The sequence below is a fragment of the Citrobacter sp. Cpo040 genome (genome assembly GCF_030332915.1).
Taxonomy (GTDB): domain Bacteria; phylum Pseudomonadota; class Gammaproteobacteria; order Enterobacterales; family Enterobacteriaceae; genus Citrobacter; species Citrobacter portucalensis.
Window position 1 is genome coordinate 637,165 of sequence record NZ_JAOWGX010000037.1, and the last position, 19,911, is coordinate 657,075.

Annotated in this window: 16 protein-coding genes and 1 other RNA gene; 7 read left to right on the forward strand and 10 right to left on the reverse strand. The window is 48.9% G+C overall.

Translation table 11 applies throughout. From position 1 onward, the window contains the following. Positions 1 to 16: 16 nt before the first annotated feature. The 9 genes from tdcD to garP all read right to left on the reverse strand — a co-directional run bounded on the left by tdcD (position 17) and on the right by garP (position 10,267). On the reverse strand, positions 17 to 1,225 hold the full coding sequence (gene tdcD, locus OGX86_RS21510; RefSeq protein WP_008785885.1) for a propionate kinase: 1,209 nt from the start codon (positions 1,223 to 1,225) through the stop codon (positions 17 to 19). Positions 1,226 to 1,256: 31 nt separating this feature from the next. Next, the gene (tdcC, locus tag OGX86_RS21515; RefSeq protein WP_008785886.1) at positions 1,257 to 2,588 is read right to left on the reverse strand and encodes a threonine/serine transporter TdcC; all 1,332 of its coding nucleotides are present in this window, start codon (positions 2,586 to 2,588) and stop codon (positions 1,257 to 1,259) included. Positions 2,589 to 2,610: 22 nt separating this feature from the next. Next, a complete protein-coding gene (tdcB, locus tag OGX86_RS21520; RefSeq protein ID WP_003828594.1) occupies positions 2,611 to 3,600 on the reverse strand; it encodes a bifunctional threonine ammonia-lyase/L-serine ammonia-lyase TdcB in 990 nt (329 codons plus the stop codon). 98 nt (positions 3,601 to 3,698) lie between these two features. After that, positions 3,699 to 4,637: a transcriptional regulator TdcA gene (gene tdcA / locus OGX86_RS21525; RefSeq protein ID WP_003828596.1), complete on the reverse strand. Its 939-nt coding sequence runs from the start codon at positions 4,635 to 4,637 to the stop codon at positions 3,699 to 3,701. A 968-nt stretch (positions 4,638 to 5,605) separates the two neighbouring features. After that, positions 5,606 to 5,982: RNase P RNA component class A (gene rnpB, locus OGX86_RS21530), an RNA gene on the reverse strand. 32 nt (positions 5,983 to 6,014) lie between these two features. Further along, positions 6,015 to 7,160, reverse strand: a complete 1,146-nt coding sequence (garK, locus tag OGX86_RS21535) for a glycerate 2-kinase (RefSeq protein WP_032934186.1) — start codon at positions 7,158 to 7,160, stop codon at positions 6,015 to 6,017. Positions 7,161 to 7,225: 65 nt separating this feature from the next. Further along, positions 7,226 to 8,116, reverse strand: coding sequence for a 2-hydroxy-3-oxopropionate reductase (garR, locus tag OGX86_RS21540; RefSeq protein WP_286640651.1), 891 nt, complete (start codon positions 8,114 to 8,116; stop codon positions 7,226 to 7,228). A 30-nt stretch (positions 8,117 to 8,146) separates the two neighbouring features. Next, positions 8,147 to 8,917, reverse strand: coding sequence for a 2-dehydro-3-deoxyglucarate aldolase (gene garL, locus OGX86_RS21545; RefSeq protein WP_071445990.1), 771 nt, complete (start codon positions 8,915 to 8,917; stop codon positions 8,147 to 8,149). 15 nt (positions 8,918 to 8,932) lie between these two features. Further along, on the reverse strand, positions 8,933 to 10,267 hold the full coding sequence (garP, locus tag OGX86_RS21550; protein ID WP_284106149.1) for a galactarate/glucarate/glycerate transporter GarP: 1,335 nt from the start codon (positions 10,265 to 10,267) through the stop codon (positions 8,933 to 8,935). 405 nt (positions 10,268 to 10,672) lie between these two features. Between garP and garD the strand changes: the two genes are divergently transcribed. From garD to OGX86_RS21585, 7 genes are all read left to right on the forward strand, one after another. After that, the gene (garD, locus tag OGX86_RS21555; RefSeq protein ID WP_048215479.1) at positions 10,673 to 12,244 is read left to right on the forward strand and encodes a galactarate dehydratase; all 1,572 of its coding nucleotides are present in this window, start codon (positions 10,673 to 10,675) and stop codon (positions 12,242 to 12,244) included. A gap of 355 nt (positions 12,245 to 12,599) precedes the next feature. Further along, positions 12,600 to 13,859, forward strand: a complete 1,260-nt coding sequence (locus tag OGX86_RS21560) for an ABC transporter substrate-binding protein (protein WP_048225679.1) — start codon at positions 12,600 to 12,602, stop codon at positions 13,857 to 13,859. 78 nt (positions 13,860 to 13,937) lie between these two features. Beyond that, on the forward strand, positions 13,938 to 14,882 hold the full coding sequence (locus OGX86_RS21565) for a carbohydrate ABC transporter permease (RefSeq protein ID WP_048215478.1): 945 nt from the start codon (positions 13,938 to 13,940) through the stop codon (positions 14,880 to 14,882). A 9-nt stretch (positions 14,883 to 14,891) separates the two neighbouring features. Further along, positions 14,892 to 15,716, forward strand: coding sequence for a carbohydrate ABC transporter permease (locus OGX86_RS21570; protein WP_003024907.1), 825 nt, complete (start codon positions 14,892 to 14,894; stop codon positions 15,714 to 15,716). A gap of 11 nt (positions 15,717 to 15,727) precedes the next feature. Then, the gene (locus tag OGX86_RS21575; protein WP_042311210.1) at positions 15,728 to 16,834 is read left to right on the forward strand and encodes an ABC transporter ATP-binding protein; all 1,107 of its coding nucleotides are present in this window, start codon (positions 15,728 to 15,730) and stop codon (positions 16,832 to 16,834) included. Positions 16,835 to 16,870: 36 nt separating this feature from the next. Continuing rightward, positions 16,871 to 18,127, forward strand: a complete 1,257-nt coding sequence (locus OGX86_RS21580; protein ID WP_048225681.1) for a Gfo/Idh/MocA family protein — start codon at positions 16,871 to 16,873, stop codon at positions 18,125 to 18,127. Between the two features lie 18 nt (positions 18,128 to 18,145). Continuing rightward, positions 18,146 to 19,066 (forward strand): ROK family protein, encoded by a 921-nt coding sequence (locus OGX86_RS21585; RefSeq protein ID WP_008785896.1) that lies wholly within the window; start codon positions 18,146 to 18,148, stop codon positions 19,064 to 19,066. 37 nt (positions 19,067 to 19,103) lie between these two features. On the opposite strand, the gene agaR is transcribed toward OGX86_RS21585, so the two are convergent. Further along, positions 19,104 to 19,874: a transcriptional repressor AgaR gene (agaR, locus tag OGX86_RS21590; RefSeq protein ID WP_003024920.1), complete on the reverse strand. Its 771-nt coding sequence runs from the start codon at positions 19,872 to 19,874 to the stop codon at positions 19,104 to 19,106. Positions 19,875 to 19,911 lie beyond the last annotated feature (37 nt).

Here is a 19,911-nt window from a genome sequence, read left to right on the forward strand (position 1 = left end):
CTCTGCTGAAATTTAATTATGCAAATTCTACTGGTGTATTAATTTTGCCTAAGGCAATGGCATCACGCGCAATCATTTTCTCTTCATTTGTGGGAATAACCGCACAAATAACACGAGCATCTTTATTAGAGATAATTCTTTCGCCATGGGAATTTGGCAGGCTATTCATTTCGCTGTCGATATTCACCCCTAAAACGGCGAGATGTTCAATAACCAGACGACGAATTAATACCGAGTTCTCACCAATTCCGCCGGTGAAAATAATCCCATCAAGACGATGCAGCGATGCGGCATGTCCGGCGATATGGCGTGCAATACGATGCACAAACGTTTTAATCGCCAGCTGCGCACGCTCATGTCCTTCGTGCCAGGCTTTTTCTAACGTACGTAAGTCAGAGGACAAACCGGAAATACCCAGTAAACCGGACTCTTTATTCACTACGCGCTCAAGGTCGCCGAGCGTCTGGTTGGTTTCGCTGGCAATCCACGCCATGGCGCCGAAATCGACGTCGCCACTGCGTGTGCCCATCATCAGCCCTTCCAGCGGCGTCATGCCCATTGAGGTATCAACGCTCTGTCCATTACGTACCGCACAGATTGACGCGCCGTTCCCCAGGTGCGCCACAACCAGACCGGAGTCATCACTCTGCAGGTCAAGAAGCTCATGCGCCCGTTGAGAAACATAGCGGTGCGACGTGCCGTGGAAGCCATAACGACGAACGCCCAACTCCTCATAATATTTCCACGGTAAACCGTACAGATAGGCCTCAGGGGCCATCGTCTGGTGGAAGCTGGTATCAAATACCGCGACCTGCTGCACGCCTGGGAAAAGGTGCTGAGCAGATTCAATCCCGCTCAGGTTCGCATAATTATGTAGCGGTGCTAATGGCGATACCCGGCGAATATTGTCGATAACTTCGTCAGTAATAATTGCTGATTCGGTAAAGATATTTCCGCCGTGGGCAATGCGGTGGCCAATTAAGGCCACGCTGTCCATTAAATTACGTTTCTCCAGTTCAACGGCAATTGCTTTTAATGCGTCTTCGTAGCTGTGGTGAGCCAGCTTAGCTGGCTCTCCTCCATTAATTGCTATGAACGCATTTTCAGAGTTAATACCGTCTGCAATTCCCGCCATTAAAACTTCACAGTTTGCTGCATCCAGCACTGAGAATTTAATGGAAGACGAACCACAGTTAATAACCAGTACTACCGGAAACTCATTCATTTCACTACTCCGCTCATCCTGAGCTTAAGGATTAAAACAGTTTGTAGACGATGTTCAGGATGGTCAGCAGACCAATCACGGTAACAAACACGTTATCCAGACGGCCACGGTATTTCGCCAGTGATGGCGCTTTACGGATGGCATACATCGGCAGCAGGCAGAGCAGAGAGGCAATAATCGGCGCGCCCATTGCTTCAATCAGGTCCAGGATGTTCGGGTTGGCGTAAGCCACAACCCAGGTGGAGCCCATGATGAAGATCATGCTGATGGTATTAAGTTTGCCGGCAGAAACTTTCGTTTTATCGCCTTTATAACCAAACTTCAGCACCAGACCGTTCAGACCTTCCAGCGTGCCCAGATAGTGGCCGAAGAAAGATTTGAAGATAGCAACCAGTGCGATGATTGAAGCACCGTACTCCAGAACAGTTGCGAAGGTGGACTTCGTACCGGACAGTGAAGCGAAGTGGTTCGCCAGGTAAGACAGCACAGGAATGTTTTGCGCTTTCGCATCCGCCATGTTTGCCGGAGACAGCGTGAACAGGCAGCTAAAGGCGAAGAACATTACCACCGCAACCATCAGCATACTGGCGCGGGAGATGATTTTGGAACACTTCTGCTCGGTAAATTCACGACCGTAATCTTTCTCATACTCTTCACGTTTAGAGACGACGAAGGAAGAAACGATTGGCGAGAAGTTGAAAGAGAACACCATGATGGAAATACCCAGCCATACGGTAACCAGGATGCCGTCATGGCCAGTCAGGGCGATATTGCTGATATCAACCTGATCGATAACCGCAGAGTTCCAGTAAGGAATCAGTGACAGAGAGATAAGCACCAGGCTGGCAATGAACGGCCATACCAAGTAGCTCATCACTTTAACCATCAGATCTTTACCAAACCAGATGACGAATGCCATCAGCAGCAACAGGAACAACGCCACGAAGCCACGGTTCAGCGCGGGCATTTGCAGCTGGTTTTCCCAGAAGGTCATAAAGGTGTTGGTAATGGTGACGCCATAAATCCACAGCAGCGGACAAATCGCAAAGAAGTAGAGGAACGTGATAACCACGCCGCCCGTTTTACCAAAGTGCTCTTCAACCGTTTCTGTGATGTTGCCGGAAGGGTTAGAACCGGAAAGACACAGGCGTGCCAGCGCACGGTGGCAATAGAAAGCGATGGGGTATGCTAACACCAGCATGATCAGAATGGGGATCAGTCCGCCAAAACCTGCGCGGATAGGGAAGAACAGCACCCCAGCGCCGATGGCTGTACCAAATAAACCCAGTGTCCAGGTGGTGTCCGATTTGCGCCAGGACGACTGTTTTGTCTGGCTGGATACAATGCTATCAGTAGTACTCATATCCTATCCTCAACGAAGTATATTAAGCGTCAACTAAACCAGTAATTTGAGATACACGAGAAAGGTCGATATTACCGCCAGAAATAATGCTGACTGTTTTTCTGTTCTGGATATAGCTATCTAATTTCCCGCTTAATAATGCTGCGCATGCCAGCGCGCCGGCACCTTCAGTCACAACTTTATTTCGCTGAATTAATGCCACCATGCTGTTGCGAATTTCATCTTCGCTGACCAGGACAATGTCATCCACCAACTCACGAACAATTTCATACGTTAAAGTACCCGGGCGGGAAACGTCACAACCATCCGCCAGGGTGCCGGTCGTTCGGTGCGTGGTTATTTCTCCAGCGTGGAAAGAAGCCGCCATGCCGTGAACGTTTTCAGACTGTACGCCAATAATTTTAATGGTCGGGTTAATAGATTTAATTGCCACCGCAATACCAGCAATCAGTCCACCACCGCCAATTGGCACAATCACGTTATCGACATCGTACAAGTCTTCCAGAATTTCCAGACCAATAGTGCCCTGACCAGCAATAACTTTTGGGTCATCATAGGGTGGAATAAAGATGCGGCCTTCAGTTTCCACAATCTCGCTAACCTTAGCGATGGTGTCGTTGAAGTTGTCGCCGTGCAGTACAACTTCTGCGGAATAATCGCAGGTTGCCGCTACTTTAGACTTCGGTGCGCCTTTCGGCATCACCACTTTGCCGTCGATTCCGAGCATAGCGCAGGAGAGAGAAACACCTTGCGCGTGGTTACCTGCAGAGCAAGCCACCACGCCCTTACATCTTTCAGCTTCGGTTAATGAACTGAGCTTGTTAAAAGCACCACGGATTTTAAATGAACCGGTACGCTGCATGTTTTCAAACTTGAGGAAAATTTCCCCTTTGCAACGTTCACTAAAATAGTTAGAGCGAGGCATTCCCGTTTTATAAATTTTCCCCGCAAGTCTTTTTTTCGCTTCGAGGATATCTTCAATTGCAACTGGGAGATCGTATGTAATGTGCATTAGAACCTCTTACCTGGGTATTAAAGTAAATAGATAGCCGTGACCATTGTCAGATATAGACAAATGGCGTTTATTTCGTGTTAAAACAAATTTAATCTTTAATCAATTTCAATTAATTGCCTTCGTCTCCGACAATTATATGATGAATACTCTTTGGCTAATTCCACCAAAATAGATGCTGCTTTTTTAATTCGATAATTTTTCGACCACACGGCGGCATAACGCGCGACGGGTAAGGTTTCTTCTACCGGGATAGTAATAAACTGGTTTGAGCCAAACGGAGTGGTCATATCGCAGGGAATTACTGTTAAGAAATCAGCATTGAGAACAAGATTATAAATCGTAACGACAGAGTCTGTTTTAACGATGTTTTCACTGCTGATGCCATTATTCTGTAACGTGGTAAGAAGTTCGCTGTAGTACCCCATATTCGTTTGTGGCAACACCCACTGTTCGTTTTTCAACGCGCTCAGCGAGGTGATGCCGGTGCATGTTCGGGACTTGCTGGCAACCAGGATAAAGTCTGACTCAAAGAGCGGCTCAACATGCAGATCGTGCAGTTTCATCTCATCACTCAGCGTACCGATGGCGAAATCCAGACGTCCGTCACGGATTGCCGGCAAGAAGGAGGAGAGCTGAGCTTCATACATAGAAACCTGCGCCTTTGGGAACACTTCTTTGAATTTTTTAATCATGCCGGACATGATGGTGAAGGCAATCAGTGAAGGAAAGCCAAACGACACATCAACGACCGCATTGCTCGTCATGCTGTTCATCTCATCAACCATGTTTTTCATTTCACGGGTAATAGATTCAGACCATGAGAGCATCACCTGACCTGCCTGAGTCAATGTCACACCAGTATTTTTACGTACAACTAACTCAATACCGAAATAGGCCTCAACATCATTGATGATTTTACTGACAGCGGGTTGAGTTAAACCTAATTCTTTTGCAGCTGAGCCGATAGAACCGCTTCTAATGACTTCCTGAAAGACCACTAAGTGCTGTGTTTTAGGGAGTGTAATAGTATTCATATCGACCTGCGTTAATTACTTTGTTGACGGCAGGAAGTGTACCAAATTAAGCGAACAAGGATATGTGCTACCCCTCACAAATCCCCTTGACTTACATTTTGTAAGACTATCGTTGAAATTTAAATCACTTAATAATCATATAGATATGAATTATCTATCTCACTTTATCCTGATTTTAGTCAAAAAAAGATGGGGGGATAACGATTTTTTATGGCTATAACCCCCCCATTTTTTCCACTATTTTTTAAAACCATGAAAGGCTATATTTCAATCAATTACAGAACAATTATCAGGCAAGATGGCGCTTAAATTTAATAAACAACTTATCAAATTTAATTATATTTTAATGATTATGGCGATTAAATAACGTTATGCATCACATTTTTTCGCCATATTTGTTTGTAAAGAAACATTGCATTTATTAAAATTCAATCTAAAAAATACAAACAATTATCATATGCAACATTATATTAACACTGATTTTGTGCGATTTATTAGCAAGTAATTTTGTGATGGCGATCGATTGCGTTCGATTATTCTCGATAAAAACGTATCGCACAGTGTTTTGTGTTGGTCGTCACAAAATTAGAAATATCCACCGACACATTCCCCTCAGATAAAAGAAATTCGGTGCATAAATAATAGGGATATAAAAATTAGATAAGAAGGAAATAAGCGCCTGCATCCTCGAAAACCAATCTCAATGCTCGCTGTAAAACCTCTGCCGGATGGCGGTGTAAACACCTTATCCGGCCTACAAAACCAGTCTCTCCCCCAGTAGGCCTGATAAGCGCAGCGCCATCAGGCATGGCAACCTGCCCAGAAAGCAAAAAACCCACCGAAGCGGAGTTTTATTAAAGAGTGAAGCTGACCGATAAGCCGCATTCTTTTGAGCATAGCGTCGTGGACAGTCATTCATCTGTCTTACCCAGAAAGCAAAAACCCCGCCGAAGCGGGGTTTTATTAAAGAGTGAAGCTGACCGATAAGCCGGGTTCTGTCGTGGACAGTCATTCATCTAGGCCAGCAATCGCTCACTGGCTCAAGCAGCCTACCCGGGTTCAGTACGGGCCGTACCTTGTGAACCCCTATTTGGCCTTGCTCCGGGTGGAGTTTACCGTGCCACGGACTGTTACCAGCCGCGCGGTGCGCTCTTACCGCACCCTTTCACCCTTACCTGATCCCACTTGCGTGGGCCATCGGCGGTTTGCTCTCTGTTGCACTGGTCGTGGGTTTCCCCCCCAGGCGTTACCTGGCACCCTGCCCTATGGAGCCCGGACTTTCCTCCCCTCCGCCCGTCTCCCCCGAAGAGGACGACGACGAAGCGGCGACTGTCTGGTCAGCTTCGGCGCGCAGTATAGAGGGTTTGCGGGGCAATGTCACCCCGCACTGCGCATTCCTATCGCTAACGTGGCAGCGATGTTTCTTGAGGCGCGATAAATATTATCAAATGCCCCACGGAAGGCCTCTTCCAGCGTGCTGATGCTGGTCAATACGCTAAACACCGCATCGATACCATATTGATGCACTACCTCCACATCGCGCGTCAGGCTGCCGCCAATACCAATAACCGGCTTGTGGTACTTCTTCGCGACATTCGCCACGCCTACCGGCACTTTGCCGTGAATGCTCTGGCTGTCGATCCGCCCTTCGCCGGTCACCACCAGCGTACAGTCGTGAATATGCTCTTCCAGATTGAGCGCCTGGGTCACAATCTCGATACCGCTGCGTAGCTCGGCGCCTAAAAAAGCCATTAATGCCGCGCCCATTCCGCCTGCCGCACCGGAGCCTGGCACATCTTTCACATCGACCCGCAGAGACTTTTTAATAATGTCGGCATAATGAGACAGATTACGGTCCAGTTCGAGAATGCGTTCTTCCGTCGCCCCTTTCTGCGGGCCAAAAATGCGCGAAGCGCCAGAATCGCCGATGAGTGGATTAGTCACATCACAGGCCACGCGAATGGAACAGGTTTTTAAGCGCGGATCCAGACCCGAGATATCGATGGAGTTCAGACTCATCAGGCTTCCACCACCATAGCCAATTTCTGTCCCGTTGGCGTCGCAAAGTTTTGCCCCCAGCGCCTGCACCATACCCGCGCCACCGTCGTTGGTGGCACTGCCGCCGATGCCAATAATGATGCTCTGCGCACCGCTATCCAGCGCCTGCAAAATCAGCTCTCCGGTACCGCGTGACGTAGTGACTAAAGGGTTGCGCTTTTCAGGAGGCACCAACGCCAGACCGCTGGCTGCCGCCATTTCGATAAACGCAGTTTTACCATCTCCAGACATGCCCCAGCAGGCATTCACTTTTTCGCCCAGCGGCCCCGTTACTTGCGCTGAATGTTCACTCCCTTGCGTCGCGGCAATCATGGCTTCAACCGTTCCTTCGCCGCCATCGGCAACCGGAACAGAAACATATTGCGCATCGGGGAAAATTTCCCGAAATCCTTTTTCTATTGCCTGAGCTACCTCGGTGGCAGAAAGGCTTTCTTTATAAGAGTCTGGGGCAATTACGATTTTCATAGTTATGTAGCCTGACTGTGCCGCGCAAGGCAAGAAATACAGGGCGCACATCCGCGCCCTTCTTGTTAGCGAGTGACTTCCACTTTCGCCAGTTTTTCGTAGTAGCATGTGAGCGCACTGTGATCGGCAGTACCCAATCCATCTGCGCGTAGCGCCTGCATCATCTCCATGACTGCTGCAGTCAGCGGCAACTGAGCGCCAACGCCATGAGAGGTATCCAGCGCGTTCGCCAGGTCTTTGATATGCAGGTCAATACGGAAACCTGGTTTAAAGTTGCGATCCATCACCATCGGCGCTTTCGCATCCAGCACGGTGCTGCCTGCCAGCCCGCCACGGATCGCCTGATACACCAGATCCGGATTCACACCCGCTTTGGTCGCTAGCGTCAGCGCTTCAGACATCGCGGCAATGTTCAGCGCCACAATCACCTGATTCGCCAGCTTGGTGACGTTACCCGCGCCAATTTCACCGGTATGTACCACGGAGCCTGCCATCGCTTTCAGCAGATCGTAGTACTTGTCGAAAATCGCTTTATCGCCGCCGACCATCACCGACAACGTGCCGTCAATCGCTTTTGGCTCGCCGCCGCTGACCGGCGCATCCAACATATCCACGCCTTTCGCTTTCAGCGCGTCGCTAATTTCACGGCTGGCCAACGGTGCAATGGAGCTCATGTCGATAAGCACTGTGCCCGGTTTCGCCCCTTCAATAATGCCGCCTTCACCCAGTGCCACTTCCTTAACATGCGGAGAGTTCGGCAGCATGGTGATGATCACATCACACTGCTCAGCGATATCTTTCGCCGTGGCGGCAGTTTCAGCGCCTGCGGCAATCACTTCCGCAATAGATTCCGGGTTACGGTCAGCAACCACCAGCGAGTAACCTGCCTTGAGGAGGTTTTTACTCATTGGTTTACCCATAATACCGAGGCCAATAAAACCAACTTTCATTGTCATGTCTTTATCTCTCTCTACTGTCGATGGTGGTTATTTCTTAAAAGAATCAGCCAGTTTCTGCGTGGCTGAACGGAACACGCCAAGGTCGCTGCCAACGGCAACAAACGTCGCGCCCCACTCCAGATAACGACGCGCATCCGCCTCTACCGGGGCCAGAATGCCGCTTGGTTTGCCGTGTGCTTTCGCGCGGGAAAAAATGTGCTGGATAGCTTTCTGCACATCAGGATGTGACGCATTGCCGAGGTGGCCTAGCGCCGCAGCCAGATCGCTTGGTCCGACGAAGACACCGTCAACGCCTTCTGTCGCCGCGATTGCGTCAACGTTATCAACGCCCTGCTGACTTTCGATCTGCACGATGATGGTGATGTTCTTATTCGACTGCGCAAAGTAGTCCGGTACGGTGCCAAACATATTGGCGCGATGGGATACGGACACGCCGCGAATACCTTCCGGCGGATAGCGGGTCGACGCCACAGCGTTAACCGCTTCTTCTTCCGTCTCAACGAACGGGATCAGGAAGTTGTAAAACCCGATATCCAGCAGGCGCTTGATAATCACCGGTTCGTTGGTTGGTACACGCACTACCGCCGCGCTGTCGCTGCCTTTCAGCGCCATCAATTGCGGAATAAACGTCGAGATATCATTCGGCGCATGTTCGCCATCCAGTACCAGCCAGTCAAAACCTGCCAGACCTAAAACTTCGGTACTGATTGGGCTGGCCAATGCAGACCAGCAGCCAATCTGAATTTGTTGCGCCGCGAGGGCCGCTTTAAACTTATTCGGGAAAATCGTGTTATTCATCGCCTATACCTTTGTTTATTTCTGCAATTCCATACGTTTAATGTCACCGACAATAAACAGGTAGCAAACCATTGCCATCAGCGCCGAGCACCCTACAAACATCAGCGCAGCATTAAATGAGTGCAGCTCGCTCACCAGATACCCAATCACCAGCGGGGTGACGATGGAAGCCACGTTGCCAAATACGTTAAATACCCCACCGCAAAGACCGACAATCTCTTTCGGCGCGGTATCGGAAATCACCGGCCAACCCAGCGCGCCGAAACCTTTACCGAAGAACGCCAGCGCCATCAGCGCCACCACAAGAGCGGTATTATCGGTGTAGTTACACAGAATAATGGTCGATGCGAGCAACATGCCGAGCACTATCGGCAGCTTACGCGCCAGGGTAATGCTGAAACCACGTTTAATCAGATAATCAGAGAACACGCCGCCGAGCACGCCACCGAAAAACCCGCACAGTGCCGGAATCGAAGCCACCAGGCCCACTTTCAGAATCGACATACCTTTTTCCTGAACCAGGTAAATCGGGAACCAGGTGAGAAAAAACCAGGTAATTGTGTTGATAAAATACTGGCCAAAGAACACACCAAGCATCATACGGTTCGTGAGCAACTGCTTGATATAATGCAGTTTAGGACCACCTGACTTCACATCGCCCGGCTTTTTATGGTCCATATCCACGACCGCGCCGTTTTCAGAGATAAACTTCAACTCTTCTTGCGACATGCGCGGGTGATCGGTTGGGTTATGAATAAACTTTACCCACAGTCCGGTAAGCACAAAACCAATCACGCCCATCACGGTAAAGACGTGCTCCCAGCCCCAGGCGAAGGTCAGCCAGCCGAGCAGCGGGGAAAACAGCGCCAGGGAGAAATACTGTGCGGAGTTAAAAATCGCGGATGCCGTGCCACGCTCTTTCGTTGGGAACCAGGCCGCCACGATACGGGCATTAGCCGGGAAGGATGGCGCTTCCGAGAAGCCCAGCATAAAGCGCATGATGAACATTGAAATCCCCGCCCAGGCCAGCGGGAACATGTCCACAAAGCCCTGCAGGAAGGTAAACAGTGACCAGAAGAACAAACTGTAGGTGTAGACTTTCTTCGAGCCGAATTTATCCAGCAGCCAGCCGCCGGGGATTTGCATCAACAGGTAAGCCCAGCCGAAGGCGGAGAAAATGTAACCCATTGAGATGGCGCTGAGATGTAACTCTTTCGCCACTTCAGTTCCGGCAATAGACAGCGTCGCACGGTCCGCATAGTTAACGGCTGTAACAATAAATATTATCAGCAATATTAAATAACGGGTGTGCGTACCTTTCCTTTTCTCGACAACTGTATCCAATATCATTCTATTTACCTCGGGCACATAAAAGGTTTTTATTATTATTTTGTGGGTGTTTCTCGTGATAAATTACCGATAATAAAAATAGATAATAATTTATCTGACGTTATGAAACCGTGATTTAGTATAATCATCAGCACAACGTTAATCATTGTGCAAACGCTCATTAAATTAGCGTTGTTCAATTAATGTTTTGGGCATACGCACACATGCTTGGGCGCTAATGCACACATTTACGTATTGCTACCCCTGGTGACCCGGCCTTGCTGAGTTTAAGTGATCATCGTCACATTCTTCACGTCAAACTCCTGACATTCTTATTTCACGATACCGAATCTTTATTACTTAAAATTAGATTCAAAATATAAATATCCACACTATTATCACCACCTTGTTGGAGAATACTGGACAATGGCCGACATCGAAATCAGACAAGAATCGCCAACGGCGTTTTATATTAAAGTTCACGAAACAGATAATGTGGCGATAATTGTCAATGACAATGGTCTGAAAGCCGGAACGCGTTTTCCGGACGGACTGGAACTCATTGAACATATTCCCCAGGGTCATAAAGTGGCGCTATTGGATATTCCTGTTCATGGCGAAATCGTGCGTTATGGCGAAGTGATAGGCTATGCCGTTCGCGATATCCCACGCGGCAGCTGGATTGATGAATCAATGGTTGAGCTGCCCAAAGCCCCGCCGCTGGAGACGCTGCCGCTGGCAACTAAAGTGCCAGAGCCGCTGCCACCGCTAGAGGGCTATACCTTCGAAGGTTACCGCAATGCTGACGGTAGCGTAGGTACCAAAAATCTACTCGGTATCTCCACCAGCGTGCACTGCGTAGCGGGCGTAGTGGACTATGTGGTGAAAATCATTGAGCGCGATCTGCTGCCTAAATACCCGAACGTTGACGGTGTGGTGGGGCTCAATCACCTGTACGGCTGCGGCGTGGCGATCAATGCTCCAGCCGCCATCGTGCCGATTCGCACCATTCACAATATTGCGCTTAACCCGAATTTTGGCGGTGAAGTGATGGTCATCGGCCTCGGTTGCGAAAAACTGCAGCCGGAGCGGCTGCTGGAAGGCACGCACGATGTGAAAAGTATTCCGGTCGACAGCGCCAGTATCGTCAGCCTCCAGGATGAAAAGCACGTCGGCTTTCAATCGATGGTCACCGATATTCTGCAGGTGGCCGAACATCATCTGGCAAAGCTCAATCAGCGCCAGCGTGAAACTTGCCCGGCTTCAGAACTGGTGGTCGGCATGCAGTGCGGCGGTAGCGATGCGTTTTCCGGCGTGACGGCCAACCCGGCGGTGGGTTATGCCTCCGACCTGTTAGTACGCTGCGGCGCGACCGTAATGTTCTCTGAAGTAACCGAAGTGCGCGATGCCATCCACCTTCTGACCCCACGTGCGATTAACGAAGAAGTAGGTAAACGCCTGCTCGAAGAGATGGCCTGGTACGATAACTACCTTGATATGGGCAAAACTGATCGCAGTGCCAACCCTTCTCCGGGCAACAAGAAAGGCGGTCTGGCAAACGTGGTGGAAAAGGCGCTGGGTTCGATTGCCAAGTCTGGCAAGAGCGCGATTGTCGAAGTATTGTCGCCGGGCCAGCGTCCAACCAAACGTGGCCTGATTTACGCTGCAACCCCCGCCAGTGATTTTGTTTGCGGTACACAGCAGGTCGCTTCCGGGATCACCGTGCAGGTGTTCACCACCGGTCGCGGTACGCCGTATGGTCTGATGGCCGTGCCGGTGATTAAAATGGCGACACGCACCGAGCTGGCCAACCGTTGGTTTGACCTGATGGACATTAACGCGGGCACCATCGCCACCGGAGAAGAAACCATTGAAGATGTGGGTCTGAAACTGTTCGAATTTATTCTCGACGTCGCCAGCGGGCGTAAGAAAACCTTCTCGGATCAGTGGGGACTGCATAACCAGCTGGCGGTGTTTAACCCGGCGCCAGTGACCTGATTATCGAAACGAAAGCCAACGAAAAAACGGGGATTTATCCCCGTTTTTTATGTCTATGTAACAACAAATAAAGTGATAACGTTCGCATTTTAAGAGGTTTTTTTAAACATCTGTTTTTTTCGATTCAAACCCACAAAATAAACCTAACAACATGAAATTAAACGAAATAACATCACCATTGTTTTATGTTATATTTTCGTTTTGATAAAAGAGAAACCTACCGAAAGACGACCTTGTTTTAATGCGATAATCCCCTATTTTTTACCGCTTTGACTTTCTCCGATGTAAAACAGATTATTCATAGGCTCCTGTAATTTACCTCATAAGCATTCTGACCTGAATAAAGAGGGAAGTTATGTATACCCTGAATAAAAATAATGTCGCTTTGGCCTGTCTTATTTCCTGTTTACTGGCAACTCCTGTCGTAGCGAGTGCTGAAGGCCAATCGGACGCAAAGCCTGTTAAATTACGCTACACGTTATGGGACCGTAATCAACTCCCTGGCGAACAACAGCTCGTTAATGAATTCGAAAAAAACAACCCTGGCATCAAAGTCGAAATTGAATTAACACCTTATGACCAATATTTTATCAAGCTAAGTTCAGCAGTCGGTGGAAATGTAGCACCGGATGTATTCTGGATGAATATGCCTAATTTCCAGCAATATGTTAAAAATGGCATGCTGGAACCACTGAGCAATTATCTGAAAGAGAAATCAGCGCCGAAACTGGATGATTTTGTTAAAAGTTCAGTCGATGCCTATCAATACCAGTCGCAGCAATATGCCATCCCAAGGGATATTGATGCAATTGCCGTCTGGTACAACAAAAAAATGTTCGATCAGGCTGGCGTGAGCTATCCCGATAAAAACTGGACATGGGACGATTTAAAACAAAAATCAGTGCAGTTGCGTAAAGGGCTGGATAAACAGTCTTATCCACTGGCAATGGAATTCAGCAGCGGACAGGACAGTTATTTTAACCTGCTATTACAGGCTGGCGATAAGATTGTCCTGCCTGAGGGCAAAACGGATGTTGCCAATGACAAAGCCATCGCCGTCTATCGCGATGTTCAAGGCATGCTGAACGCGGGACTAATCCAACCGCCAGGCGAGATGGAAGCCTCGGATGTCTTCCAGTCAAACCGGGCTGCCATGGTCTACGCAGGCTCATGGTGGGCATTACCCTTCTCTCAAAATGAGCTGATTAAGGATCACATCGGCGTGGTACCAATGCCTAAAATGGCAGAGCAGGCAGGTGTATCCCATAGCCTGGCATTTGCCATGTCAGCAAAAAGTCAGCATAAAGATGCGGCGTGGAAGTTCATTGAGTTCATGAGTTCTGAGCATGCGCAGCAGACGCTGGCTACGGGAAAAGTCGTGATCCCCGCTAACCAAAAAGTGGCCAAAGAGTGGGCTGAAGGCTTTAAGGGTATTGATGTTTCAGCCTATATCGATTCATTGGCTTTCTCACATAAATATCCAACCGCAGGCTCCAATACCGCCAAGTGGAATAGCATCCTGAATGATGGCTTGAAAAAAGTCTGGACGGGTACTGACCCAGAAAAAGTCATGCCTGGTGTTGCAAAACGCGTTGAACGAGAAATGCAGAAATAATCCTGAGGGAGCCATGCTCCCTCTCGCTTTCGCCCACGCAATATATTTTGGTTGCACAGTGAGCATCCCGGAGTCTGTATGAGCTATTCAGATGAAGCTGCATCCCCACAATTACCAGCCAGGGAAGTGCATAAAAAATCCCTGACCAAGCTGGAAAAAGAAGAACGCTTCTGGGGATGGATAATGATTATGCCGTTACTGGCGGGGTTAATTGTTTTTTACTTTACTCCATTCTTCCAGAACGTTTTTTATAGTTTCACCGACCTGGGCGAGTTTCAGATCTGGACGACGATCAGCTTAGATAACTATATTAATTTATTCAGCGATGATGAGTTTCGTTCAGCAATATATAACACCCTGGCCTATGTTTTTATTTGCGTACCGATAATCACCATTTTGTCATTACTGCTCGCAATTGGCCTGAATCAGGCGATTCGCGGTCAGTGGTTGTTTCGCACACTGTTATTTCTACCCGCTGTCACTATGCCTGCGGCCATTGCTATGGTCTGGCAGTGGTTGATGAACCGAAACTTCGGCTTAATTAATCAGATCCTGGCTTTTTTCGATCTTCCGGCCATCGGTTGGTTATCCGATCCCGATGTCGTCCGTCTGAGCGCCTCGTTGGTTATCATCTGGTCGGCTATTGCGCTGAAGATGATCATTCTGCTCGCTGGATTGCAGGGGATCCCCAAACAAATTTATGAAGCGATGTCGCTGGATGGCATCAGCAAATTGCGTGGATTCTGGTCTATTACCTTACCGCTAATGATCCCAACGCTGTTTTTCGTACTGGTGATCTCTTTTATCGAAACGCTGCAAATTTTCGATGTGGTTTATCTGCTGTTTGGCAGTTCATCCATGGTGGACGATCAGACGATGACCATCGCCTATCTCTTCTATAAATACGCCTTTATCTACCATGAAAAAGGGTATGCCTCAGCAATCGCCGTGGTGATTTTCGTTATCACGATGGTCCTGACGCTGCTGCAAATATGGATTGGTAAACGACTTAAAGCACAGTGAGGCACCACGATGTTCATGACAAAACGTGAAAAATGGCTAATTTACGGCTTGATGATCCTCGCGACGCTGGTAACGGTGGTTCCGTTTATCTGGATGATCATCACCTCTTTTAAAACCCAGGCAGAAAGCATCGCCTTTCCGCCGATACTGCTACCCGCCAACCCAGGGTTTCAGGCTTACGGTAAAATCTTGCATGAAATGCCTTTTGGCAGCTTTTACTTTAACTCGATCGTCTCCACGCTGGTCATCGTCATTTTGCAGACGCTGATTGCGGCAATGGCAGCGTACGGTTTCTCCCGACTGCGTTTCAAAGGACGAGATGTCCTGTTTATGCTGTGTATTTCAATTCTGATGGTGCCCGGTCAGATCTTTTTAATCCCACAGTTTTTAACCGTTGAAAAAATCGGTTTGCTGAACTCAATTCCTGGACTGGTGCTACCGGGCTTATTCAGCATATATAGCGCCTTTTTATTACGTCAGTTTTTTCTGTCAGTACCTAAAGAACTGGAAGAGGCAGCCATTATGGATGGGTATAACCATCTGACTATTTTCTTCAAAATTATGCTGCCATTAATTAAACCGGGACTGATTGCCTGCGTCATTATTAACGGATTGTGGAGCTGGAATAATTTAATGTGGCCGCTGATCGTCAACACCTCCATGGATAAAATGACATTACCAGTAGGATTAGCCTCACTTTCTGGCCGCTCAGGCGTGGAATATCCGATGTTAATGGCGGGCGCATTGCTGGCGATTATCCCGATGTTGTTACTTTATATCTTCTTCCAGCGCTATTTTATTCGCGGCATCGCTGGTGCCGGAATTAAAGGATAAGGGGCAGTGTTATGTCAGGTATTCAATTACAGGCAGTAAGCAAAGTCTATCCCAATGGCTTTCAGGCGATCCATGGCGTTGATCTTGAAATCCACGACGGCGAATTCATGGTGTTTGTCGGGCCATCAGGCTGCGCCAAATCAACGCTGCTACGCATGATTGCAGGTCTGGAAGATATCACTCATGGCCATATCGCAATCGGAGAGAAGTGCGTCAACGACCTGCTACCAAAGGAGCGAGGCGTTGCCATGGTCTTCCAGAATTATGCCCTCTATCCCCACATGACGATTTATAAAAATATGGCATTCAGTCTGTTAGGGAAAATGAGCAAAGAAGAGATTGATATCCGCGTCCGGGAAGCTGCACACAAGCTGGAAATCGAAACATTGCTCGACAAAAAGCCCGGTCAGCTTTCAGGCGGTCAATGCCAGCGCGTAGCCGTTGGCAGGGCCATCGTGCGTAAGCCAGACGTTTTTTTGTTTGATGAGCCGCTGTCCAACCTGGATGCAAAACTGCGTGTTTCAATGCGCGTGCGGCTGACAGAACTGCATCGACAACTGCGTCACGAAGGCGTGAGCGCAACCATGGTGTACGTCACGCACGATCAGATTGAAGCGATGACGATGGGAGACAGGATTTGCGTTCTAAATGGCGGTCGTATTATGCAGGTGGATACCCCAGGGAATATTTACCATCACCCCAGGAATAAATTTGTTGCTGGTTTTATTGGTAATCCGGCAATGAATATTATGCTGCTTGATATTGACCCCAGCACTCGTGGCCTGCGCCTGGCTGATAATTTAATCCTGCCATTAAATACGCGCTTGAGTAACCTACTGGAGCAATATCCGCACTCCAGCGTCTGGTTTGGCATCCGCTCAGAGGCCATTCAGTTAGCCTCGCAGCATGATGCCTCGGCGTTCGATGCGCACATTACCAACGTAGAAAGGATGGGCAACGAAGACCTTCTGCATTTTGATATTGGTGAGCAACATATGATCTTACGTATTAACTCCTCACCCGACTGGACCCCACTTCCCGGTGAATCTATCAAAGTGAAATTTAATCTGGAAGCCGCCTTTTTGTTTGATAAAAAACATGAAGAAAATTTGGTCTGACCGTTATTCAGGCTAAGTGAAAAATGAGAGGTTTATATGTGTGCGAATAAAGTGACCGTATTAGTGGTAGGGGCTGGTGCGCGCGGAGAAATATATTCTCGCTATGCGCTTGAACATCCAGACAGAATGCAGGTGGTAGGCGTTGCCGAGCCCAGAGAGGCATACCGCCAGCAGTTTGTCGCACAGCATAAGATTGACCCAAATAACGTGTTTTGCGACTGGCAAGAAGCTGCGGCCCAACCCAAAATGGCCGATGTGGTACTTATTTGCACGCAGGATAATATGCACAAAGACCCTGCCGTGGCGTTTGCTAATCTCGGCTATCACATTCTGCTGGAAAAACCGCTCGCCCCTACGCCAGAAGATTGCCGGATCATTATTGATGCGGTCAAACGCAACAACGTATTACTGGCCGTCGCGCACGTCCTGCGTTACACCCGCTATACGCAAAAGCTGAAATCACTGCTTGATGATGGCGTAATTGGCGATATTGTCAGCATGCAGCATCTCGAACCCGTAGGTTACTGGCATCAGGCGCACTCGTTTGTACGTGGTAACTGGCGCAATGAAGCAGAATCGTCATTTATGTTGTTACAGAAATCCTGTCATGATTTGGACTGGATCCGCTACATCATGAGCGACAACTGCCAGGACGTAGGATCATTTGGTAGCCTGAGTCACTTTGTGAAAGAGAATAAGCCTGCTGGTGCCGCCGACCGCTGCCTTGATTGTCGGGTTGAAGCAACCTGTCCCTGGTCTGCCTGCAAAATTTATCTGGGTGAAAACCACAAATGCACTCCACACTTCCGTCGGGTGCTGACTGCAGATCCTAGCGAAGAGAATGTTCGCCAGGCGCTGCGCGATGGGCCTTATGGTCGTTGCGTTTATCGTTGTGATAATGATGTGGTGGATCATCAGGTTGTTAACTTACGTTTTGCCCACCAACAGACAGTGACCTTTACCATGACCGCGTTTACCAAAATGGAAGATCGAAAAACGCGCCTGTTTGGCACCAGAGGTTATCTGGAAGGTGATGGCGAGCAAATCCGGGTGTTTGATTTCCTGACAGACAAAGAAACAGTGCATCAGATCGAGGAGATCGCCGCTGGCACACAAACCCAGATGGGGGGGCATGGTGGTGGCGATTACTATCTGATGGATCGCTTTATCCACGCAGTGATGGCCAACGATCAAAATATGATTCTTTCTGGCCCAGATGAATCACTGGAAAGTCACTTAATGGTCTTTGCCGCAGAGCGCGCTCGCAAGGAAAACTGTCTGGTTACGCTGTGAAGCCGGAGGAGATGAGGCATGTTTTACGGTGTTGATATTGGTGGAACCAAAACTGAAATTGTCGCTTTTGATAAGGAAATGCAAGTTTGCTGGCGTAAGCGCGTCGCCACGCCAGTGCAGGATTATGAACTCTTTCTTTCGACCTTTACTTCACTTATTGATACCGCCGACTGGGCGACTGGAACGCAAGGAAAAATTGGCATCGGCATGCCCGGTCTTATGGACAGACATACCGGAAAATTACTGTCATCTAACGTGCCATGCCTCACAGGACGCCAGGTGATGAACGATCTGGCCCACCGCCTCAATCGTTCGGTTGAACTGGACAATGACTGCTGCTGTTTTGCACTCTCGGAAGCCCATACCCAGCAGGCTCGCCAGTTCTCCCGAATTTTTGGTGCCATTATTGGCACCGGCATGGGTGGAGGGTTAGTCATTGACGGTCAGTTGTATCGGGGTCGCAACCGAATGGCCAGTGAGTTCGGCCATTTACCGCTTCCGGCAACGTTTATGCGTCGTTATCACTTGCCGGAGTTGAAGTGCGGCTGTGGCTTACAAGGGTGTCTGGAACGCTATCAATCCGGTCCTGGTTTACTGTGGCTCCACAAACACTTCAGTGGAGAACAACTCAAAATGGAGACCCTGCTGGAGCATTATCGTCATGGCAATGCCAGCGCCGTTACAACCATAGAAGCATGGATTGATATGTTGGGTTGTACGCTGGCGCAATTGCAGTTGATTCTGGATGTCGATGCTTTTGTTCTCGGCGGTGGAGTTTCCAACATCGAGGAAATTTATACGTTGCTGCCGCAGGCCATGTCACGTTACTTGTTCCCGGGATTAGAGCCTGCCCGCGTATTCCCGGCCATCCATGGTGCATCCAGCGGGGTTCGCGGTGCCGCATTGCTGCTGGTTGAACAGGGTACGCTGACCCACTAAAACACTGCTGGCGAGAAAATCTCGCCAGCAATTTCAGTTATTCATCCGCAATCACCACATCCACCCCAAGCTGGATTAACGTCCGGTGATAATTTTCAGGGATACCGCTGTCGGTAATCACCCGGTCAATCCCGCTGATTTCGCTAATCATACAGAAACTTTTGCGGCCAAACTTGCTGGAGTCAGCGACTACCGTGACCTCCTGTGCAACCTCACACATTACCTGATTCAGATGTGCTTCTCCCGGATGTGGCGTGGTAATCCCCGCTTCCAGGCAGAATCCATCAACGCCCAAAAAAAGCTTATCAAACCGGTATTGTCTGAGCTGGTGTTCTGCTGAAGGGCCATACAATGAATAGACGCTTTGCCTGACGTTCCCTCCCAGGATCATGACGTCTACGCGCTCAAAATTCGCCAGTTCCCACGCAATGTTGAGCGCATTGGTCATCACCACCAGATCGCGGCGATTCTTTAACATTGGAGGAATGAGCGTGGTGGTCGAACCGGAATCGAGGATTAACGTGTCACCATCTTTCACAAAGCTGGCTGCTTTTTCGGCAATACGCGTTTTCACATCGCGATTCAGCCGGTCCTTATCCTGCAAAGGCCGGTCAAGGGCGAAGTGCTGATTGAGAACCGCACCGCCGTAGGAGCGCATGACGCATCCTTTCTGCTCCAGATAACGTAAGTCGTTGCGGATCGTGACCGATGACACACCAAAATGGACGCTCAGTGGCTCGACACGAACGCTACCCTGATCGCACAGCAGATCAATTATTTGCTCGCGACGTCTTAAGTTATCCAGCATTTCTATTGCTCCATCAAATATTCATGTTGTTTTGTTT